14 protein-coding genes are annotated in these 19,114 nt (G+C 72.5%); 8 read left to right on the forward strand and 6 right to left on the reverse strand.

All coding sequences use genetic code 11. The features are described 5' to 3' along the window. Positions 1-64: 64 nt before the first annotated feature. Positions 65-1,348 carry a diaminopimelate decarboxylase gene (gene lysA / locus ACZ4TV_RS15990; RefSeq protein WP_468134941.1) on the reverse strand — a complete coding sequence of 428 codons (1,284 nt, stop codon included), beginning with the start codon at positions 1,346-1,348 and terminating at the stop codon, positions 65-67. A gap of 113 nt (positions 1,349-1,461) precedes the next feature. Between lysA and ACZ4TV_RS15995 the strand changes: the two genes are divergently transcribed. After that, positions 1,462-2,718 carry a PucR family transcriptional regulator gene (locus ACZ4TV_RS15995; protein WP_468134943.1) on the forward strand — a complete coding sequence of 419 codons (1,257 nt, stop codon included), beginning with the start codon at positions 1,462-1,464 and terminating at the stop codon, positions 2,716-2,718. A gap of 37 nt (positions 2,719-2,755) precedes the next feature. On the opposite strand, the gene ACZ4TV_RS16000 is transcribed toward ACZ4TV_RS15995, so the two are convergent. Beyond that, positions 2,756-3,418, reverse strand: coding sequence for a response regulator (locus ACZ4TV_RS16000; protein ID WP_468134945.1), 663 nt, complete (start codon positions 3,416-3,418; stop codon positions 2,756-2,758). Next, entirely contained in the window at positions 3,415-4,542 is a 1,128-nt protein-coding gene (locus tag ACZ4TV_RS16005) for a sensor histidine kinase (protein WP_468134947.1), read from the reverse strand. Before ACZ4TV_RS16005 ends, ACZ4TV_RS16000 begins: the two co-directional genes overlap by 4 nt. 221 nt (positions 4,543-4,763) lie before the next feature. On the opposite strand from ACZ4TV_RS16005, the gene ACZ4TV_RS16010 reads away from it, so the two are divergent. Both ACZ4TV_RS16010 and ACZ4TV_RS16015 read left to right on the forward strand, forming a co-directional pair. Continuing rightward, positions 4,764-5,186, forward strand: a complete 423-nt coding sequence (locus ACZ4TV_RS16010) for a DUF6223 family protein (protein WP_468134949.1) — start codon at positions 4,764-4,766, stop codon at positions 5,184-5,186. 177 nt (positions 5,187-5,363) lie between these two features. Next, a complete protein-coding gene (locus ACZ4TV_RS16015; RefSeq protein ID WP_468134951.1) occupies positions 5,364-6,416 on the forward strand; it encodes a BTAD domain-containing putative transcriptional regulator in 1,053 nt (350 codons plus the stop codon). A gap of 71 nt (positions 6,417-6,487) precedes the next feature. Here the strand turns inward: ACZ4TV_RS16015 and ACZ4TV_RS16020 are convergent, their stop codons facing one another. Beyond that, positions 6,488-7,147 carry a cutinase family protein gene (locus ACZ4TV_RS16020; protein ID WP_468134953.1) on the reverse strand — a complete coding sequence of 220 codons (660 nt, stop codon included), beginning with the start codon at positions 7,145-7,147 and terminating at the stop codon, positions 6,488-6,490. A 292-nt stretch (positions 7,148-7,439) separates the two neighbouring features. On the opposite strand from ACZ4TV_RS16020, the gene ACZ4TV_RS16025 reads away from it, so the two are divergent. From ACZ4TV_RS16025 to ACZ4TV_RS16045, 5 genes are all read left to right on the forward strand, one after another. Beyond that, positions 7,440-9,110, forward strand: coding sequence for a PLL family lectin (locus ACZ4TV_RS16025; protein ID WP_468134955.1), 1,671 nt, complete (start codon positions 7,440-7,442; stop codon positions 9,108-9,110). A 351-nt stretch (positions 9,111-9,461) separates the two neighbouring features. After that, the gene (locus ACZ4TV_RS16030; protein WP_468134957.1) at positions 9,462-10,973 is read left to right on the forward strand and encodes a DUF8189 domain-containing protein; all 1,512 of its coding nucleotides are present in this window, start codon (positions 9,462-9,464) and stop codon (positions 10,971-10,973) included. Positions 10,974-11,001: 28 nt separating this feature from the next. After that, positions 11,002-13,032, forward strand: a complete 2,031-nt coding sequence (locus ACZ4TV_RS16035) for a DUF8189 domain-containing protein (RefSeq protein WP_468134959.1) — start codon at positions 11,002-11,004, stop codon at positions 13,030-13,032. Between the two features lie 409 nt (positions 13,033-13,441). Then, positions 13,442-14,251 (forward strand): FHA domain-containing protein, encoded by an 810-nt coding sequence (locus ACZ4TV_RS16040; protein WP_468134961.1) that lies wholly within the window; start codon positions 13,442-13,444, stop codon positions 14,249-14,251. Next, complete coding sequence (locus ACZ4TV_RS16045) at positions 14,248-15,687, forward strand: serine/threonine-protein kinase (protein WP_468134963.1); 1,440 nt, start codon at positions 14,248-14,250, stop codon at positions 15,685-15,687. Before ACZ4TV_RS16040 ends, ACZ4TV_RS16045 begins: the two co-directional genes overlap by 4 nt. A 61-nt stretch (positions 15,688-15,748) precedes the next feature. On the opposite strand, the gene ACZ4TV_RS16050 is transcribed toward ACZ4TV_RS16045, so the two are convergent. Together ACZ4TV_RS16050 and ACZ4TV_RS16055 are read right to left on the reverse strand one after the other, a co-directional pair. After that, positions 15,749-17,407: an amidohydrolase gene (locus ACZ4TV_RS16050; RefSeq protein ID WP_468134965.1), complete on the reverse strand. Its 1,659-nt coding sequence runs from the start codon at positions 17,405-17,407 to the stop codon at positions 15,749-15,751. A 116-nt stretch (positions 17,408-17,523) separates the two neighbouring features. Continuing rightward, positions 17,524-19,020, reverse strand: coding sequence for an APC family permease (locus tag ACZ4TV_RS16055; RefSeq protein WP_468134967.1), 1,497 nt, complete (start codon positions 19,018-19,020; stop codon positions 17,524-17,526). Between the last annotated feature and the right edge of the window lie 94 nt (positions 19,021-19,114).

Genomic DNA, 19,114 nt, shown 5'->3' on the forward strand with positions numbered 1-19,114 from the left:
GTGAGGGCCGTCGTGGGAGGGCGGTTCTGGGACCGGGCAGGTGCCCGAGCGGTGTCAGTCGGTCTCAGGGGAGGTCGCGGCGTGTGAGGTCGCCGTACGTCTCCCGGCGGACCACGGCCCGCGCCTCGCCGCCCTGGCAGAAGACGACGGGCGGCCGCAGCGCGCCGTTGTAGTTGTTGCCGAGGGAGAAGCAGTAGGCGCCGGTGGCCGGTACGGCGATCAGGTCGCCGGGGCGCGGGTCGCGCAGGGGGACCGCGGCGCTGAGCGTGTCACCGGACTCGCAGTGCCGGCCCACCAGGTGGTGGGGCTCGCCGCCGCCCACGCGGGTGGCGACGGTGGCTTCGAAACGCTGCCCGTACAGGGCGACTTCCAGGTTGTCCGCCATCCCGCCGTCCACGGCGGCGAAGACCGGCTCCCCGTGCTTGACGGTGACCACCCGGTAGAGCGTCACCCCGGCTTCGGCCACCATCGACCGGCCGGGCTCGATGATGATTTCCGCGTCCGTGGGCAGCACCTTGCGGGCTGCCCCCACGAGGGCGTCCAGGTACTCCTCGATGGTGGGCGGGTGATCGCCGTAGGTGTAGCGGGCGCCGAGACCGCCGCCCAGGTCGTAGACGGCGAAGGTCCCGAGACCGGCGACGGCCTCCACGGCGCGGGCGAAGGGGTCGGTGTCGAGGATCTGGGATCCGATGTGGACGTGGACACCGTCCAGCCGCAGCCGGTCGCTCCCGCGCAGCCGGGAGATCGCCTCCCGCGCCCGGGGCAGGGTCAGGCCGAACTTGGATCCGTCCTGCCCGGTGGAGACCGCGGCGTGGGTGTCGGGGCGGATGCCGGGCGTCACACGGACGAGCACGGGCTGCTCACCGGTGACGATCCGCTCCAGCCGGTCGATGTCGTCGAGGTTGTCGATGACGATCAGCCCAGCCCCGGCTTCCACCGCCATCCGCAGGTCCGTGTCCGTTTTGGCGTTGCCGTGCACCACCAGCGAGGCCGGGTCTACTCCGCCGGCCAAGGCCAGGGCCAGCTCGCCACCGCCCGCCACGTCGATGCTCAATCCCTCCTGCGCCAGCAGCCGGTACACGGCCGTGCACGGGAACGCCTTGGAGGCGAACGCCACCCGTGACTTCGGCCAGCGGGCGGCGAGACCGTCCGCGTACCGGCGGGCACGGTGGCGCAGTGCTGCCTCGTCGACGATCAGCGCCGGAGTGCCGAACCGCTCTGCGAGCTCGGTCGCCGGACAGCCGCCGATCAACAGCTCGCCGCCAGGAGTGAGCGCCGTGCCCGGTGGAAAGAGGCCGAGGAGCGCTTCCTGGTACGGCGGAGCGGCTGGTGCGTGCGCGACGGACATGATCTTCCTCCAGGGTTGGGATACGGCCGCCCCGAGCTCTTGGCCGGCCGCTCGCACCATGCTGGAGGCCGCCACCCCTCCCCCGCCTTGGCGCGATCGCCTACGATCCCGCCATGACGTGGTCGGATCTGACAACCTCGGACAACGGCGGGGACGGTACCGGCGAGGAGCTGTTCGCCCTCGCCGACGCCATCGCCGCGGTCATCGGCGGTTCCGTGGCCATCGAGGACCTCGACACACGGGTCCTCGCTCACTCGACGCTGCCGGGCGGGCGCATCGACGAGCTGCGCCGCCAGGGCATCCTCGGCCGGCGCGTACCCGACCAGACCGGCCCGCAGCGCGAGGGACAGCTGCTCCAGTACCGGGAGGTGCTGGCCGCCACCGGCGTCGTACGCCTCCCCGCCCTGGCCGACGCCGAACTGCCGCGCGCCGCCGTCGCCATCCGCGCGGGAGACCTCCCGCTCGGCACGATCTGGGCGATCGAGGACCACACCCCGCTCACCCCTGACGGGGAGCAGGCCCTGCTGGACGGTGCCCGGACAGCCGCCCTGCACATGCTCCGCCGCCGCGGCGCCGCCGCGCTGGAACTCCACGCCCGCGGCCAGGCACTGCGAGCGGCTCTGGACGGCACCGCACAGGCGCGCGAGACGGCCTACCGCCTCGGCCTGCCGGCCGGCGCACCGCTGCTGCTGATCGCTTTCGCCCCGGTCGGCGCCTCCCCGCAGACGCAGGCTCTGCTCACTCGGTTGGGAGGGGACCTGGGCCGGCACTGGGCTGCCGTACGCCCCTCGGCCGCGGTCGCCACCGCTCCCGGCGCCGTCTACACCCTGCTGCCCAGCGAGGATCCGGAATCAGGACGGCGCCTGGCCGCCCAGGCTCTCGCAGCCGTCGCCCGGCCCCGCACCCGGCCGCTGCGTGCCGCCCTCGGTGAATGCGCCGCGGGGCTGTCCGAGCTGGCCGAGCTGCGCGCGGAGGTCGACGACGTACTGCGCGTGACCACCGCCGATCCCGAGGCACCTGCGGTGGCGGCCCTGGCGGACGTCCACGCCCGGGTCCTGCTCGCACACCTGGCGGACGAACTCGCCCGCCGGCCGAGGCTGCGCCACCCGGGCATCGAGGCGATGCTCGAACACGACCGCACGCACCACACCCTCTACGCGTCGTCCGTGGCGGCCTGGCTGGACGCGGTCGGCAACATCAGCGAAGCGGCAGGGCGCCTGACGATCCACCAGAACACCCTCAAGTACCGTCTGCGCCGCAGCCGCGAACTCTTCGGCCTGGACCTGGACGACCCGGATACTCGTCTCTCCAGCTGGCTCCAGCTCCGCGCAGCAGCCGGCGACGCGGACCGCTCCCCGTCCCGGCCGTAAGGGATCCGGCGGACAGGCTCGTACCCGGCGGTGGACGTCAGGAGGTGCGCGGGGCCACCAGGCCGGATTCGTAGGCGAGGACCACGAGCTGGGCCCGGTCACGGGCATGGAGCTTGGTCATGGCGCGGTTGATGTGGGTTTTCGCGGTCAGCGGGCTGATCACCATGCGGCGCGCGATCTCGTCATTGGACAGGCCCCGCGCGACCAGGACGACGGCCTCGCGTTCGCGGCTGGTCAGCTCTTCCAGCCCCGTACCGGTCTCGGTGGGGAGCGGCTGGGTGACGTACCGGTTGATCAGCTTGCGGGTGATCGAGGGTGCGAGCAGGGCGTCGCCGCGCGCGGCGACGCGTACGGCGTGCAGGAAGTCTTCCGGCACGATGTCCTTGACGAGGAATCCGGCGGCGCCGGCGCGCAGCGCGTCGAAGACGTACTCGTCCAAGCCGTAGTTGGTCAGGATGACGACGTGCACCCGGGCCAGGGCGGGGTCCGCGGCGATGCGCCGGGTCGCCTCGATGCCGTCGACGACCGGCATCTGGATGTCGATGAGTGCGATGTCGGGCAGGTGCTCCTTGGCGCGCTCCAGGGCCTCCTGCCCGTCGGCGGCCTCGGCCACCACCTCGATGTCGTCCTCGAGGTCGAGGAGTGCGCGGAATCCGCTGCGGATGAGCGGCTGGTCGTCGACCAGCAGGACACGGATCATGACGCTCGTTCCACGGGAAGTTCGGCCTGGACGGTGAAGCCGCCCTCGCTGCGCGGTGCTGCCCGCAGGTGACCTCCGAGGGCCGTGACGCGTTCGCGCATCCCCAGCAGCCCGATGCCGGGCTCCGGGGCGATGTCCGGCCTGGCCCTGCCGTCGTCGTCGACCTGTAGGGCGAGGGCGTCAGGCCGGTAGTCGATGCGGACCGACGCCGAAGTGGCGGCAGCGTGACGGGCGATGTTGGTCAGCGACTCCTGGACGATCCGGTAGGCGGTCCGGCCCACCGCGGCCGGCACGTCGTGGCGCTGTCCCTCGATCGTCAGCGTCGCCTCCAGACCGGTTCGGCCGGCCCGCTCGACCAGCTCCTGGATGTGGTCGAGCCCGTGCGGCGGGGTCGTGTCGTCGTCGCGCAGCGCCTCCAGCGTCGCTCGCAGCTCCCGGGCCGCCTCACGCCCGGCCTCCCGGATCGCCAGCAGCGCCTCCGGTACTTGTTCACCCCGCTTGCGGGCCACGTGGACGGCGGCTTCGGACTGCACCTTGATGACCGAGATCTGGTGGGTGAGCGAATCGTGCAACTCCCGCGCGATGTGCAGCCGCTCCTCGTCGGCGCGGCGCCGTGCGGTCTCCTCGCGCGTGCGCTCGGCGTCGTCCGCCCGCCGCTCGGCCTGCCGCAGTGCCTCGCCCGCGGCGCCGGCCGCGATCAGCCAGGCGATCTCCAGGGCGCCGCGGGCCTGTGCGAACGCCTCCCCCGTGTCGTGCAGGCCCGACGCCAGGGCGGCGAGCGGGAGGGCGGCGAGCACGGTCACGCTCGCCGCCACCGTGACGGTGCGGTGCCCCGCCCTCATGGCGGCGTACACCGCGAACAGGTAGGCGACGGCCGGCACGTCGAAACCGGCCGCCTGGTAACCCACCGCGCACAGCCCGGTGACGGCCAGGACGGGAACCGGAGCCCGGCGGCCGGCGGCCAGCGCCAGGCCGCCGGCTGTCAGCAGCGCGTAGCCGAGCAGGTCGAGCCTCGTGGCGGAGTGCTGCCCGGCCAGCCCGGTGACCAGCAGTGTCGCTGCCACGCCGATGGCGATCGCCCAGTCCCTGACACCGGCGCGAACACCGAACCGTCCTTTGCCCATGCGCGCACCCTAGCCGGACGCCGGCGCGGGCGAGTCCCGCTCAGGGACGAGCGGACGGCTACCGCGTACGCAGTACTTTCGCGGTTCCCGCAGCGTCCGTGGTAGCCGGGTGCGCCACCGGCGGCAGGGCGAAGTGCCTGCGTCCGCCGGACGACCGGCGGGGGGTCCGGCGGACATGCTCAGGAGGCGTCCAGTCGTCGTACGAAGAGAAGGAGCACGTCATGTCCGTTCGTCGCCTGCTTGCCGCCACCGCGGCCGCCCTGCTCGGGGGTCTCGCTCTTGCCGCACCGGCGGCCGCGCACGCCTCGGCCCAGCCGGTCGCCGCCGGTTTCTACGACTTCGGCCTCGGCCGACTCGGGGCCACCACAGGGGCGTTGCTGGGGCTGGCGGGCGTGGTCATCGCCGCGTTGGCGCTGGCCCGCCCGGCCGGTCGTCTCGGCACCGCCAACGGGTCACTCGGGGCCGTGGCGGCCATCGCGGCAGGGCTGGTCGGCATGGCCCTCGGTGGGCTGGTCGCGGCCACTGCCGACGGTGGTCTCGGCACGGGCAACGGGCTGGGCGGTGCCTACGTGGCCATGGTGGTGGGGCTGATCGGTGCGGCCCTCGGTGGGATGGCCGCCGCCCGCTCCCGCCGCACAGGCTGACCTCTGGCCGGCGGCGCGATGTGGCGCGCGGTCGGCCAGGCGGCGGCTCCGTGACAACGCGGCCCGTTCCGGGCGCGCGTGTCACTCCGGATCGTTCCGGATGCCTTGCGCGACGCTCCCCCGACTAGCTTGTCGACGGCGCCCGTCAGAGACCAGTCCGGAGCCCGGGGAGCAGCGATGCCGACGACCGCCACCACCGACCGCCCCACTGCCACCGTGCTCAGGCATCAAGAGCGCAAGGTGCTCGCCGCGGTCGGCTGTGGCCTGCGGGACGACGAGATCGCCGCGGCCCTCGCCATCCCCGAGGACGCCGTGGCCGAACTTCTCGCGCGGATCCTGGTGACGTTCGGTCTGCGCGACCGGGCCGCCGCCATCGTCCACGCCTTCGACTGCGGCCTGGTCGTCCCCGGACGTGGTCCCCGCACGCAGTCGCGGAGCCCGGTGCCGCGGACCGCCGGCGGCCGAGCGGCCGGACCGAAGGTACGGATCTCCGTGCTCGGACCGCTGCAGGCATGGCGGGACGGGCGGCCCCTGAACCTGGGGCATCTGCGCCAGCAAGCCGTGCTGGCGGCGCTGGCGCTGTGCTCGGGGCGGACCCTCAGCCAGCAGGAACTGCTCGACGACGTATGGGGGATGGAGCCGCCGGTCGCGAACGTGGTGCCGGTGTACATCTACCGGCTCCGCAAGACCCTGCGCATAGGGGACAGCCCGGACTCGGTCATCGAGCACGCCCGGCGTGGCTACCGGCTGGTCGCCGGCGCGGTCGACGTGGACGTGGCACGCATGGAGGAACTGGTCACCGACAGCGGGGCGGCCGATCGAGCGGGCGAACCGGCCGAGGCGGTCCGCCTGTGTGCCCAGGCGCTGGAGCTGTTTCGCGGGGAGCTCCTGGCCGGTTTGCCCGGGCCGCTCGCCGAACTGGAGCGGCTGCGGCTCACCGAGCGCAGGATCGCCATCGTGCAGCGGAAGGTGGAGTGGCAGCTGCGGCTGGGCCAGGACTCGGAAGCGATCGCCGAGCTGTTCGCCCTGTCCACGGCGCATCCCCTGAACGAGGCGCTGGCCGTCGTGCTGATGCGGGCGCTGTACCGCAACGGCCGACAGGCCGACGCGTTGACCGTGTTCGACCGCGCCCGCCGGCGTCTGTCCGACGAGCTGGGGGTCCCTCCGAGCCCGATGCTGCGGCGGACGCACCAGATGATTCTGCGCGGTGACGGTGCCGAAGCGTTCTGAGGACACACCTCACCATCTGTCGCCGGTCGCTCCCGGCCGGCGACAGATGGCGGAGGGACGAGCTCGCGCGACTACCAGTCGGCGGGGTGCCAAGCGCCGTTGTACCACGTCTCGTTGGCACTGTCGTTGTGGTGATCCATGTTGAAGTCGTGGGGGTAGTTGTTCACGTGGTTGCCCGGGTAGGTCCAAATGCCGGCCGATTCGTCGCAGACGTAGTCCCAGTGACAGATCGTCTTGACGGGCACGTTGCCGAAGAACTTGTCAGCGCCGGCGAGCGGAGCGCCGACGAAACCGCCGAACGGCACGGCTCCGCCGTTGGCACCGGGAGGGGCCTGGCGCTTGGGGTCCGCGATGAGAACGGCGTTGACGTTGTCGAACGTCTGCCAGTTCTCGGTGACCCAGATGTGCACCACCGCGGCGCCCAGGGAGTACCCGCCCATCTTGACGTGCTGGCCCGGGCACGCGGCACGCTGGTTCCGGACCAGCCGGTTCAGCTCGTTGACGCCCGCCCGGGCGCTCGCGCCATTGGGAATCTGGGTGGGGTACCCGACGTGCTGCTGGATGTTGCCGGTGAAGCCGTCGTTGTTCCATGAGCTGCCCGTGCCGCCGACGACGATCGTGTAGGTGCCCCCGCACGAAGCCGCCGCTTGCGCCGTGGACCCCTGTGCCACCGAAAGCCCTGCTGTCAGCAGAAGTCCGGCCAACGCGGCAGTCATCCTCTTTGCTCGCATTCGATCCTCCCCATGTAGTCGGCATGTAGTCGGCCCACGCGTCCCTTTCCCGATGCGGTACGCGGTCGGCCGAGGTCACCGGACGACAGTGGCAGCGGCCGATGACATCCCGATGAAACGCCCGGGATCGCTCAAGGCGGGTACTCCGGCCAGCAGTTCGGCCGCACGTGGGGGGTGGCTGCCGATTCCATCGGCATTTCATCGGTGCCTTCTACTGTCGGCCGCCGACGACCGACGGCAGCGGCCGACTCCTACGTTCCGCGCACGTCACTTCACGACGGAAAGGCACACCATGGCAAGAACCGGCTTATACCGCGTGTTCACCGGACTGGCCGTCATGGCCGGTATCTGGGCGTTGCTCATCGGGATGACCACCTCGGTCTCCATCGCCCAGGATGCCCAGCACGGGCCTGTCCCGGGCCCCGGCGATGACCGGTCCGGTGTCTCCCGGTATTTCAGTGGCCCACAGGGATTGGCCATCCCGACCGAGCCTTGTGATCCGGCCGGCCCTTCGGCCACCGACGGCATCATGGCCGACCAGCTCAACCCGCAGCTGCACGCGAAGATGGCCGGTTACCTGAACGCCTACAAGGTGTCCTGCGCGCGGATGGTCACGCAGGCGGTGAAGGACCGGGGGCTCAACCCGAGAGCCGCGGCGATCGCCATCGCCACGATCATCGTGGAGAGCAGCATGAACAACTACTCCCAGGCCGTCGACTACACCAGCCTCGGGCTGTTCCAGCAGCAGGACTGGTGGGGTACCCGGGAAGAGCGTCTGAACCCGGCCCACGCCACCAACGCCTTCCTCGATGCGATGGAACAGCAGTATCCGGGCGGCTCGTGGAACAACGAGGCGATCGGCGAGGTGTGCTGGCATGTTCAGCGACCGAGGGAGGACCTGCGCGGCCTGTACGCGATCGAGGCGGACGACGCGACGCTCATCGCCAACGCGCTGTGGTCCGGTACGGGCGGCGGCCCCAAGCACCCGTACGCCTCGGGCCGGGTGGTGTCCGGGCGGTCCGCGGACGGGCGGCTGGAGGCTTTTGCCGCCGGCGCCGATGGCGTGTATCACTCGTGGCAGACCGCGGTGAACGGCAGTTGGTCGCCGTGGCGGTTCGTGGGTGGTCCGCGCAGTGCGCAGCTGGCGGCAGCGTCCAATGCGGACGGCCGGCTGGAGTTGTTCGCGCTGTCGGACAGCACGTTCGATCACATGTGGCAGACCGCGCCCAGTGCGGGTTGGTCCGGCTGGGAGAACTTCGGCACCGGAGGGTACCGACTGGCAGCGGGCAACAACGCCGACGGCCGCATCGAGGTGTTCGCTTCCAATGCCGACGGTGTGTTCCACCGCTGGCAGACCGCGCCCAGCGGCGGCTGGGCCAACTGGGAAGGCGCCGGCGGTGGCCCGGCCAATGCGCGACTCGCCATCGAGAACGCACCCGACGGGCGACTCGAAGTGTTCGCGCTGTCGGACGCGACGTTCGAGCACCTGTACCAGACCGGCGTCAACGGCGGTTGGTCCGCATGGGAGAACTTCGGCGGCGGCGGACACGCCGTCACCGCCAGCTACAACCAGGACGGCAGGCTCGAGGTGTTCGCCTCCAACGCCAGTGGTGTGTTCCACCGCTGGCAGACCAGCCCGAGCTCGTGGTCGGACTGGGCGGGGACCGGCGGAATCTCCAACGCCGAGCTGACCACCTCGCGGTCGGTCGACGGCCGGGTCGAGGTGTTCGCGATCAACGCCGACACCGCGAGCCACGCCTGGCAGACCGGCCCGAACGCGTCGTACTCGCAGTGGGAGACCTTCGGGAGCGGTGGCACCGGGATCGGCGCGGGCAACAACGCCGACGGCCGCATCGAAGTGTTCGGCACCAGCCACGCCGGCGTCTATCACCGGTGGCAGACCGGGTTCACCTCCTGGTCGCAATGGGCCTGGCTGAACGATTCCGGCCCCGCGGTCAACTAGCGGGGCCGCGGTCAACTAGCGGGGCGCGCCCGACAGAGCCGAGCTAGTGCTGTGACCGGAAAGGTTCACCGGGTCACGGCCCCCGGCACGGCACCTCGCCGCGTTGTCGGACCGCGCAAGTACGTCCAGTACGAGCCGCGATCCTCCGCCTTGCGATCCACCGCACCGGACGCCGCGACCCGGCAAACCTTTCCGGCCACAGCACTAGCCGACGCGCTCGCGCCTGTCAGTCCGTAACCTTCCGGGGTCTCCCGGCCCCCACACCGTTGCTACCTTCCAGACCGCCCGTTCGCACGGGTCACCGCACGTCCGTCCCACCCACCCCGAGATCGCCAAGGGCAGGAGCATCCCGTGCTTCCCGGACTATCCCGACGCGCACTGAACTGTGTCCTCGCGGCGGCAGCCGCCCTCCTGCCGGCGCTGGTTGCCACGACTCCGGCCGCGGCCCGGACCGGCGGTTTGGCCGCGGCGTGCCCGGCCGGCGGTATGGTGTCCCAGCACTTCCACAGCGGCCACAACGGCGTGGACATCGCCAACGACGTCGGGACGCCGATCCACGCCGTGGGCGACGGTGAGGTGACCATCTCCGGGTACACCGGCGACTACGGCCAGTGGATCCGCGTCCTGCACCCCGACGGAAAGATCTCCGAGTACGGGCACATGTCCCGGCGGGACGTTTCCGTCGGCGACCACGTCGCGGCCGGCCAGCAGATCGCCCTGATGGGCAGCGAGGGGAACTCCACCGGCCCCCACCTGCATCTGCGGATCTGGGGAGACCGGTCCACTTCCTACGGCATCGACCCCGAGGCCTACCTCGCGGAGCGCGGCGTGGTGCTGCCCTGTACCCCGGGCAGCGGTCCACGGCCCAGGCCGTTGGTGTATCCGGCGGAGTCGGGGCGGGTGGTGTCCGCGCGGTCGGCGGACGGGCGCCTCGAGGTGTTCGCCGCCGGTGCCGATGGCGTGCACCACGCCTGGCAGGAGCAGGCGAACGGCAGCTGGTCGGCCTGGGAGCCGCTCGGCGGACCGGGCAACGCCGAGCTGGCCATCGCACCGAACGCGGACGGCCGCCTGGAGATGTTCGCCGTCAACGGGAACACCTTCCAGCACCGCTGGCAACTGTCCCCGTCGGGCGGCTGGTCGAACTGGGAGACCTTCGGCGGCGGCGGCAAGGACACCGCGGCCGGCGTGAACGCCGACGGCCGCATCGAGGTCTACGCCTCCGGACCGGTCGGGCTCTTCCACAGGTATCAAGTCGCCCCGAACGGCGGCTGGTCCGACTGGGAACCCACCGGCGGCGGCCCCGCCGACAGCCGTGTCGAGATGGCGAAGTCACCGGACGGACGCCTGGAGGTGTTCGCCCTCAACGGCACCGCCTTCCAGCACCAGTACCAGACGGCTCCCAACGCCGGATGGTCCCCGTGGGACACCTTCGGTGGCGGCGGACACGACCTGACCACCGACCACAACGCCGACGGCCGCCTGGAGGTCTTCGCCTCCGGCCCGGTGGGGGTGTTCCACAAATACCAGACCGGTCCCAGCAGTTGGTCGGACTGGGAGCCGACCGGCGGCCCCGCCGACTCGCAGCTCACCAGCGAACGCACTCCCGACGGCCGCGTCGAGGTCTTCGCCGTGAACGGCGACACCGCCATGCACACCTGGCAGACCGCCGCCAACGCCCCCTTCACCGAATGGGCCGCCTTCGGCACCGGAGGCACCGAAGTCACGGCGACCGCCAACGCCGACGGCCGGATCGAGGTCTTCGGCACCAGTCGCGCCGGCACCTACCACACATGGCAGACCGGCTTCAGCACCTGGTCGGACTGGACCTGGCTCCGGGACACCGCCGGCCCCGCCCTCGACTGACCCGCCTGCGACCGCTCTGGAGGGACTCATGTTTCCGATCAGCAGACGGAACCTGTTACGGGGTGTCGCGGGGGCGGGCGCGCTCCCGCTCCTGGGCGCCGGCCGGGCCGTGGCCGCGCCCCCCGAGGACCCCGCGCCCCCTCAGTGGGTCGGCGCGGGACCCTTGGCGTACGTCTACGACCCGTCCACCTCCGCCGGCCCGCGCTATCTCAACGACCACACGCTGATCAAGGCTCAGGGCCGCTGGCACCTGTTCGCCATCGTCGGGGACAGCGCGCCGCGCGGCGAATCCCCCGACAGCACGGCGGAGATCTCCTTCGCCCACGCCTCCGCGCCGAGCCCGCACGGGCCGTGGACCTCCCACGCCGACGCGCTCACCGTCGACCCGTCCTATTTCGGCGAGGAACACCTGTGGGCGCCGCACGTCGTCGAGGCGGGCGGCAGGTTCTGGATGTTCTACGCCGCGGGTGGCGAGAGCGGTGCGGCGATCAACCTCGCCACGTCGGCCGACCTGTTCACCTGGACCCGCGAGCCGTCCGGCCCGCTCTTCCGGGGGCTCGCGGCGCGTGACCCGATGGTGCTGCGGGTCGGCGGCGAGTGGGTCATGTACTACACCGACCTCGCGGGCGCGGGCGGCCACCATGTCGTGGCCTACCGACGTTCCGCCGATCTCTTGCACTGGAGCGATCCGGGCGTCGCGTTCACCGACGCGAGCACGGACGCGACCGTCTCGGTCACCGAGTCGCCGTACGTCGTCGAACGCGGCGGCTGGTACTACCTGTTCATCGGACCGCGGGGCGGCTACGAGGGCACCGACGTACTGGCGTCCCGGAACCCGTTCCGCTTCGACCTCGCCGCATACGCGGGGCACGTACCCGGTCACGCCGTCGAGGTGGTCGCCGACGGGGAGACGTGGCACGTCAGCGCCGCGGGCTGGTTCCGGCACGGGCTGTACGTGGCGCCCCTGTACTGGCGGGACACGCCACCGCCGTGGCAGAGCCCGGACAATCCGGTGGCCGGCCTCGACGTCGACGGCCGTCTCACGGTGTTCGCGCTCGACGCCTCCGACCGCTCGATGCTGCGGCGCGTCCAGGTGGACCCGTACACCGACACCTGGGCGCGGTGGGAGCCCTTCGGAGGGCCGGCCGGTGCGGTTCCCACGCTCGGCCGCAATGTCGACGGCGGGCTGGAGGTGTTCTCACTCGCCCCGGACGGCGTCAACCTGCACCACAGGGTGCAGCGGCCGGACGGCGGCTGGCACGACTGGGAGGAGTTCGGCGGCCCGGCCGGCGCCGCCCCTGCCGTCGCCCGCGACGCCGACGGCCGGCTGGAGGTCTTCGCCCTGAGCCCCGGCGGCGCCTCCGTCGCGCGGCGACGCCAGTGGTCACCCGGATCTCTCACCTGGGACCCGTGGGAGCCCGGCTTCGCCGGACCCTCGGGCGCGCCACCGGTGGTCGCGGCGAACGCCGACGGCCGGCTGGAGGTCTTCACCCTCTCGCCCGGCGGCTCCGGGATCCACCACCGGTGGCAGGAGGCCCCGGGCGGCGCCTGGACCGCCGCATGGCGCCGCTTCGGTACCGCGGCCGGCGCCGCACCGCGGGTGGCCGGGGACGGCAGCGGCCGGCTCACCGTCGCCGCGATCGGACCGTCGGGCGTGGGAACCTTCGCCCGGCGGCAGGCCGTGCCGAGCGGTGGCTGGGACGAGTGGCTGCCGATGTTCGGCTGGAGCGCCGCCGCCCCGGCGTTCGCCGCCAACGCCGACGGCCGCCTGGAGGCGTTCTCCCTGACGCCCGGCGGCGCCCGGCTCGGCCACCGGTGGCAGATCGCCCCGGGCGGAAGCTGGGATCCCGGCGGGGAGTTCGGCGAGCCCGGCATCCGGCTCGCCTCCACTCCTGCGGCCGCGCTCGACTCCATCGGGCGGATGCACGTCTTCGCCGTCACCACCGAGGGCCGGATGCGGACCCGCGTCCAGGCCCGGCCGAGTGGCGGGTGGCGGCCGTGGACGGCCTTCGGCGATCGCGCGGTCGCACCCCTCGTGTCGGGCAGCCCCGCTCTCTGAGCGCGGAGTTCGGATCTCGCCACGTGAACGGGGAAAACGGTGGTTCGATCGCGCTGCAAACCTCCCGAACCGCCGCTTCGCCCCTCAGTACACGGTGACTTTCCCCACCTTGCCGGGCGCGTGACGAGGCATCCGACCCCGGGGCAGGAGGGCGGACTCCGCGCTCCGGCCTTCGACACCGGCAGGCCGTCTCCCCACACTTCTGCGTGAGATCTTCGGCCGATCCGCCCGGCCGCGGGCCCCGAAGAACGCGGGGCGGCTCCAGGAAGCCTCCTCGCGCCGCCGGGGCCGGCAGCCCGCCCCGCCGGTGGTCACGGCCGAAGTGGCCGAAGTACGCCGGTGAACTCCCCTGATAGATGAGTATCGTTCCGCTCGTCCGACAAGTGATACGCGTGGAACAGGGGGAGCGGTGAGCGGCGTAGTCGTCCATCTGCCGCAGGGAAGCGGCGGCGCCGACGGCGGCGCGCCGCGCGGTGACGCGGTGACGTTACGGCTCGGCCCCGGCGAGGTCGCCCGCTTCGGACGGGGCTCGACGGCGGTCCCCGTCGAACTGCGCCTCGCCGACCCGGCGATCTCCCGGCTCGCCGGGGAGATCCGCGTGACCGACGACCACTGGCAGCTGACGAACCACAGCACCACCCACAGCTATCTCGTGGAGAATCCGGAAGGAGCAGGGGAATACCTGAGGGTTCCGCCGCGACGGGTCGGGGCTCCCATCCCGTTCGAGTTCTCGCGCGTGGTGCTGCCCACCCGCGGTGACGTCGCCGTCTCCTTCCAGGTGTTCGCGCCCGACCACGTCTATCTGGACCCGGAGGCCCTGGGCGTCCCCTGGGGGAACCGCACGGTCACCGCGTACTCCCTGGACGAGACGGCCACGTACTTCCTCGTCCTCGTCGCGCTCTGCGAACCGCGCCTGCGCGACCAGTCCCCCGTGGCGGTCCCCACCACACCCCAGATCGTCGAGCGGCTGCGACGGCACGTCACCTGCGGCACGCTGACCGCGCGGGCGATCAGCTCGCACATCGACTACCTCGCCGAGGAGAAGCTGCGCATCGGCGTCCTGGACACCGGCGAGCACGGCAAGGGCGACCGCCGCAACGGCAAGCGGGAGCAGATCGTCGGGCTCGCACTGCGGTTCGGGCTCGTACGGGAAGAGCACCTCGCGCTGCTGCCGCCCCTGACGGGGGCCGGCAGGCGGGAGCGGCAGCCCCAGCGATGACACCGCCGCACGGCGCGGGCTGCACCACGGAGTGCGACCGCACGGACCTGCTCCCACCCGGCTACCAGGTGGGAGAGTGGGTGGTCACCGAGCTGATCGGGTCCGGAGGCTGGTCCACGGTCTACGCGGCGCGGCCGGCCGGCGGGCACCCGGACCGGACCGGCGGGGCCCCCGCGGGCCCGCCTGCGGGCCCCACCGACGTCGCGCTCAAGATCATGCCGACGGCCGGGCTCGCGCCGCGCCAGGCGCGCAGGATCGTGGAATCCGCCCGCCGCGAGGTCGAACTCGGGCGCAGGGCGGGGCATCCCCGGCTGATCGGGTTTCTGGAGACCTTCGTCCTCGCCGCACCGGACCTGCCGTCCCTGGACGGCGCGATCGTGCTGGTCATGGAAAGGGCCGCGGGCAGTCTGCGGGAACTCGTCGACGCCAGCGTGCCCGAGGCCGATCGCGGCCCGCTGATCGCGGGAATCTGCGAGGGACTCGCCCATCTCCACCGGTCGGGCTGGGTCCACGCCGATCTCAAACCGGAGAACGTCCTCCTGGGCGCGGACCGCTCCGTGAAGCTCTCGGACTTCGGCCTCGCCACCGAGCTGACGGGGACGCACGGGTACGCGCCTCCCATGGGCACCCTGGACTACCTCCCGCCCGAGCGCTGGAGGGCGCCCCTCGGGGAACTCGGCGTGCAGGTCCGGCCGAGCGCCGACATCTGGGCCCTGGGCATCGTCATCCACGAGGTGTTCGCGTCCGGTGGCTCACCGTTCTCCGGCGCCACGCCCGTGGCGCGGGGCGCCGCGGTCCAGGAGTACGGCGCGGGGCGGGCCCCGCTGCGCATGGACCACGCCCTGCCACCGTTCTGGCGCGCGCTGGCCGCCGACTGCCTCGCCCCGACCCACGCGGCGCGCGCCCCGCACACCGCCGAAAGCCTGCTCGCCCGCATCCGCGCCCAGCAGGGGAGGGGAGGGACGGGGGCGGGTCGGCTGCGGGGCCGGGCCCGCGCCGCCGTCCTCGCCACCGCGCTGTGCGGGATCGCCGGCGCGACCCTGTGCGCGGACGCGGTACGGGTGGGCCCGTCCGCACCGCCCGGCCGTGCGGGCGCGGCGCCCGGCGCCGTCCGGGTGTTCAACGCGGAGCGGGGCTGCCAGGAGCGGGTCGACCGGGACCCGCAGTGCAGTCTGGGCCTGGCGGTCGATCCCCTCAAGCCGTACGCCGCGGACAACGTCGTACCGACCCGGGTGTGGCACGGCGACGTCCTCGCCGCCGACTGCCGGTTGGACGACGGGCAGCCCATCATCGACGAGGAGGGCCTGCGCTCCACCCGCTGGTTCCGCGTCCGTCTCCCGCCCGGCTCCGTGCCTCCCGCGGCGTGGCTGCCCGCCGTACGCACCAAGGAACGGCCGACGCTGCCGGGGTGCCCGCACCCCACGGCCGTGCGCTGACGCAGGACCCTGACGCAGGACCCTGACGCAGGACGCTGCCCACGACGCCCGGGAACCGCCTCTACCCCGCGCTGTGGACCCGTACACCGCCGACGTACGTCTCCACGGTGCGGACCGTGTGCAGCTCGGTGGGGGCGATGGCGAAGGGGTCGCGGTCCAGGACCGCGAGGTCGGCGAGCCGGCCGGTGGCGATCACTCCGGCCTCGTCCTGGTGGTTCACCCATGCCGAGCCGGCCGTGTACGCGGCCAGGGCGTCGGTGAGGGCGAGCCGCTGCTCGGGGAGGAACGGGGGGCGCAGATCCGGTTCGCCGAGTTCCTCGGCCCAGACCTGCCGGTTGACGGCGACGTGGATGCCGTGCCAGGGGTCCGGACTCGAGACGAACCAGTCGCTGCCCGCCGCGAGCACCGCACCAGCCGCGTGCAGGGCGCCGAACGGGTATTGGCGCCGGCCCCTTTCCTCGCCGAGGAAGGGCAACGTCAGCTCGTCCATCGCGGGTTCGTGCGCTGCCCACAACGGCTGCATGTTCGCGGCGGCGCGCAGGGTGCGGAAGCGCGGGATGTCGTCGGGATGGACCACCTGGAGGTGGGCCAGGTGGTGGCGCAGGCCGGTGTGGCCGTGGACGGCCACGGCCGCTTCGAGCGAGTTCAGCGCCTCGCGGACCGCTCGATCGCCGAGAGCGTGGAAGTGGATCTGGAAGCCGTGTCCGTCGAGGGCGATCACGGCGTCGCGGAGCAGGGCGGGGTCGACCATGGAGATGCCGGCGTTGTCGCCCGGGCAGCCGCAGGGGTCCAGGTAGGGCTCGAGCATGGCGGCGGAGAAGTTCTCCACCACCCCGTCCTGCATGATCTTGACGCTGCCGGCGGTGAAGCGCCGGCCCTGAGCGGCCTTCTCACGGCGGGCGAGCAGCGAGTCGAGCTGGCTGAGGTCCTGGTCCCGTTCCCACCAGAGCGCGCCGCGGACCCGGGCGGTCAGCGAGCCGTCGGCGTCGCAGGCGAGGTACGTGTCGAGCGGATCCGGGAAGCCCGCGTACGCGCCGACGAGCGCGTCCTGCCAGCCGGTGATCCCGAGCGAGTGCAGCAGGTCCTGGGCGGCCAGGAGTCCGGCGCGGGCCTCGGCCGCCGAGGGGGCCGGCGCGAGCGTCCCGACCAACGTCATGGCGCCCTCGTGCAGTACGCCGGTGGGTTCGCCCGCGGCGTCGCGTTCGATGCGGCCGTCCGCGGGATCGGGTGTGTGCCGGTCGATTCCGGCCAGGACGAGGGCCCGTGAGTTGACCCACGCGGAGTGTCCGTCGCGGACCGGGAAGTAGGCGGGCCGGTCGGGGAGGATGTCGTCGAGCCGGTCGCGGTGCGGCAGGCCTCCGGGGAACGCGTCGAAGGACCAGCCGCTGCCCTGGATCCAGGCGGCCTCGGGGTGGGCGGCGGCGTAGGCGGCGATCGTGGCGCGGTACTCCCGGGCGGTACGGCCCGGACTCAGATCGCAGCCGAGCATGCCGATCCCGGCGATCAGCGGATGTACGTGTGCGTCGGTGAACCCGGGCTGCACGAACCGGCCGCCGAGGTCGGTTACCTCGGTCCGCGGACCGATGTGTTCACGGATCTCCCGGTCCGTGCCGAGGGCGGTGATCCGGCCGCCCGTGACGGCCATTGCCGATGTCCGGTGGCGTACCGGGGAGGCGGTCCAGACGGTGCCGTTGAGGAGGACGAGGTCTGCGTGGCGCATGTGCGGGCTCCGGTGGGTGACAGGTTGGTGAGGTACTGGTGACAGGTGGGGAGATGGCGACGCGTGGGGTCTGGGGGGCGGGCGTATGCGCGTCCGCCCCCGCGGTGGCGTGCTGGTCAGCCCCCGGCGGGGACCGGTGCGGACGCGGGCGCGAGCGGAGCCGGCGGCTGCGTGAAGTAGGCGGCCCTGCGCCGGTAGCGGGTCCACGCGGCTGCGGGAACGCCGAGGGCGATGACGGTCATGGGCAGTACGGTGAGGAAGCGCCCGTTCTCCGCGTCGAAGGCCAAGTGGTCCACGGATGTCCACTGTTGGTAGGCGACGAGGCCGCCGAGCAGGAGCAGGGCAATGCCGCCGAGCAGCGGCAGCAGGCCCACGACGAGCGCGTCGCGGATGCGGCCGCGCAGTTCGTGGCGGAAGGTGACGACGCAGGCGATGCCGCCGACCCCGTACATCAGCGAGACGAGGATGCCGACCGAGTTGACGACGGCCACCACCACTTCGGACAGCGGGCCGACCGCGAGGCCGGCGAGCGACACGCCGACGGCGAGGGCCGCGATGCGCACGGTGGAGGTGACCGGCGTGCCCCAGGCGGGATGCAGCCGGGTCCAGCTCGTGCCCAGGACACCGTCGCGGCCCATGGCGAGCGTGAGCCGGGCCCCGGCGATGACGCTCGACTGCATGCAGGCCACGGTGGCGAAGAGCATCGCGGCGAGGGCGGCGGCCGCGCCGGTGGTCCCGTAGAAGGTGCGGGCCAGTTCGGTGACACCGGACAGCGGATCCGCGAGCTGTTCGGGCTTCAGCGCGTGCAGGAAGCCGGTGGCCGAGAAGAGGAAGAACCCGGTGGTGACCAGGATGGCGATGACTCCGGCACGGCCCGGGGAGCGGGCCGAGGTCGACTCCTCGACCACCGAGAAGGCACTCTCCCAGCCCCAGAACATGTACGCCGCCATCACGGTCGCTCCGAGCAGAGTGAGGGTGTCGGGGAAGGCGAACGGCGAGAACCACGCGGCGGAGACGGGGGCCGCGCCGCCCCGGGCGAAGGCGGTGATCACGATGCCGGTGACCACGACCGCGGAGATGCCGAGCAGCAGACTCTGAACGGCGGTGGCGCCCTTGACCCCCCGCAGCGCGCTCAGCACGATCAGGACGCTCCACACCAGGCCGGTGACGGTGACCGCGAGCGGGTCGTGCGGGGAGACGGCCCCGACTCCGGCCCCGACTCCGGCCTCGGCGAGCAGGCCGAGGGTGAACTGCCCGGTGAGCTGGCCCGCGTACGACAGGAACAGGATGTTGGTGGCGACTGATGTCCACCCGGTGAGGTAGCCGGTCCATGGACCGAGCGCCCGGCGCACCCAGACGTACGCCGTGCCGCAGTTGGGGTCGCGGGCGGCGAGCCGGGCGTAGGCCCCGGACACGGCCAGGATCGGCAGGGCCGCGAGCAGGAAGGCGGCGGGCATGGCGGTGCCGGCGAGCGCGGCGAGGAAGGCGAGGCCTATGCCGACGCTCACCGTGGGGCTGATGTTGGCCAGCGCGATGACCACGCCGTGCCGGGTGCTGAGGGTCTTGCGGAAGGCGGTGGGCGCTTCACCGGTGGCGGGTCTTCCCTGGTCCATGAGCAGCACTCCTCGGTTCTGGGTGCCCCGCAGACAACCGCTCGCCGCACTATTTTGTCAACGGTGTGGGTAAAAGATCTCCGGCCGGGCGGCA

Source organism: Streptomyces sp. NPDC028910, from assembly GCF_055564955.1.

Bases quoted from the DNA above. Each gene is read 5' to 3' on its own strand.
- ACZ4TV_RS16000 (WP_468134945.1), bottom strand. From the start codon at position 3,418: ATGATCCGTGTCCTGCTGGTCGACGACCAGCCGCTCATCCGCAGCGGA.
- ACZ4TV_RS15995 (WP_468134943.1), top strand. From the start codon at position 1,462: ATGACGTGGTCGGATCTGACAACCTCGGACAACGGCGGGGACGGTACC.
- ACZ4TV_RS16055 (WP_468134967.1), bottom strand. From the start codon at position 19,020: ATGGACCAGGGAAGACCCGCCACCGGTGAAGCGCCCACCGCCTTCCGC.
- ACZ4TV_RS16035 (WP_468134959.1), top strand. From the start codon at position 11,002: ATGTTTCCGATCAGCAGACGGAACCTGTTACGGGGTGTCGCGGGGGCG.
- ACZ4TV_RS16020 (WP_468134953.1), bottom strand. From the start codon at position 7,147: ATGCGAGCAAAGAGGATGACTGCCGCGTTGGCCGGACTTCTGCTGACA.
- ACZ4TV_RS16050 (WP_468134965.1), bottom strand. From the start codon at position 17,407: ATGCGCCACGCAGACCTCGTCCTCCTCAACGGCACCGTCTGGACCGCC.
- ACZ4TV_RS16025 (WP_468134955.1), top strand. From the start codon at position 7,440: ATGGCAAGAACCGGCTTATACCGCGTGTTCACCGGACTGGCCGTCATG.
- ACZ4TV_RS16010 (WP_468134949.1), top strand. From the start codon at position 4,764: ATGTCCGTTCGTCGCCTGCTTGCCGCCACCGCGGCCGCCCTGCTCGGG.
- ACZ4TV_RS16015 (WP_468134951.1), top strand. From the start codon at position 5,364: ATGCCGACGACCGCCACCACCGACCGCCCCACTGCCACCGTGCTCAGG.
- ACZ4TV_RS16005 (WP_468134947.1), bottom strand. From the start codon at position 4,542: ATGGGCAAAGGACGGTTCGGTGTTCGCGCCGGTGTCAGGGACTGGGCG.
- lysA (WP_468134941.1), bottom strand. From the start codon at position 1,348: ATGTCCGTCGCGCACGCACCAGCCGCTCCGCCGTACCAGGAAGCGCTC.
- ACZ4TV_RS16045 (WP_468134963.1), top strand. From the start codon at position 14,248: ATGACACCGCCGCACGGCGCGGGCTGCACCACGGAGTGCGACCGCACG.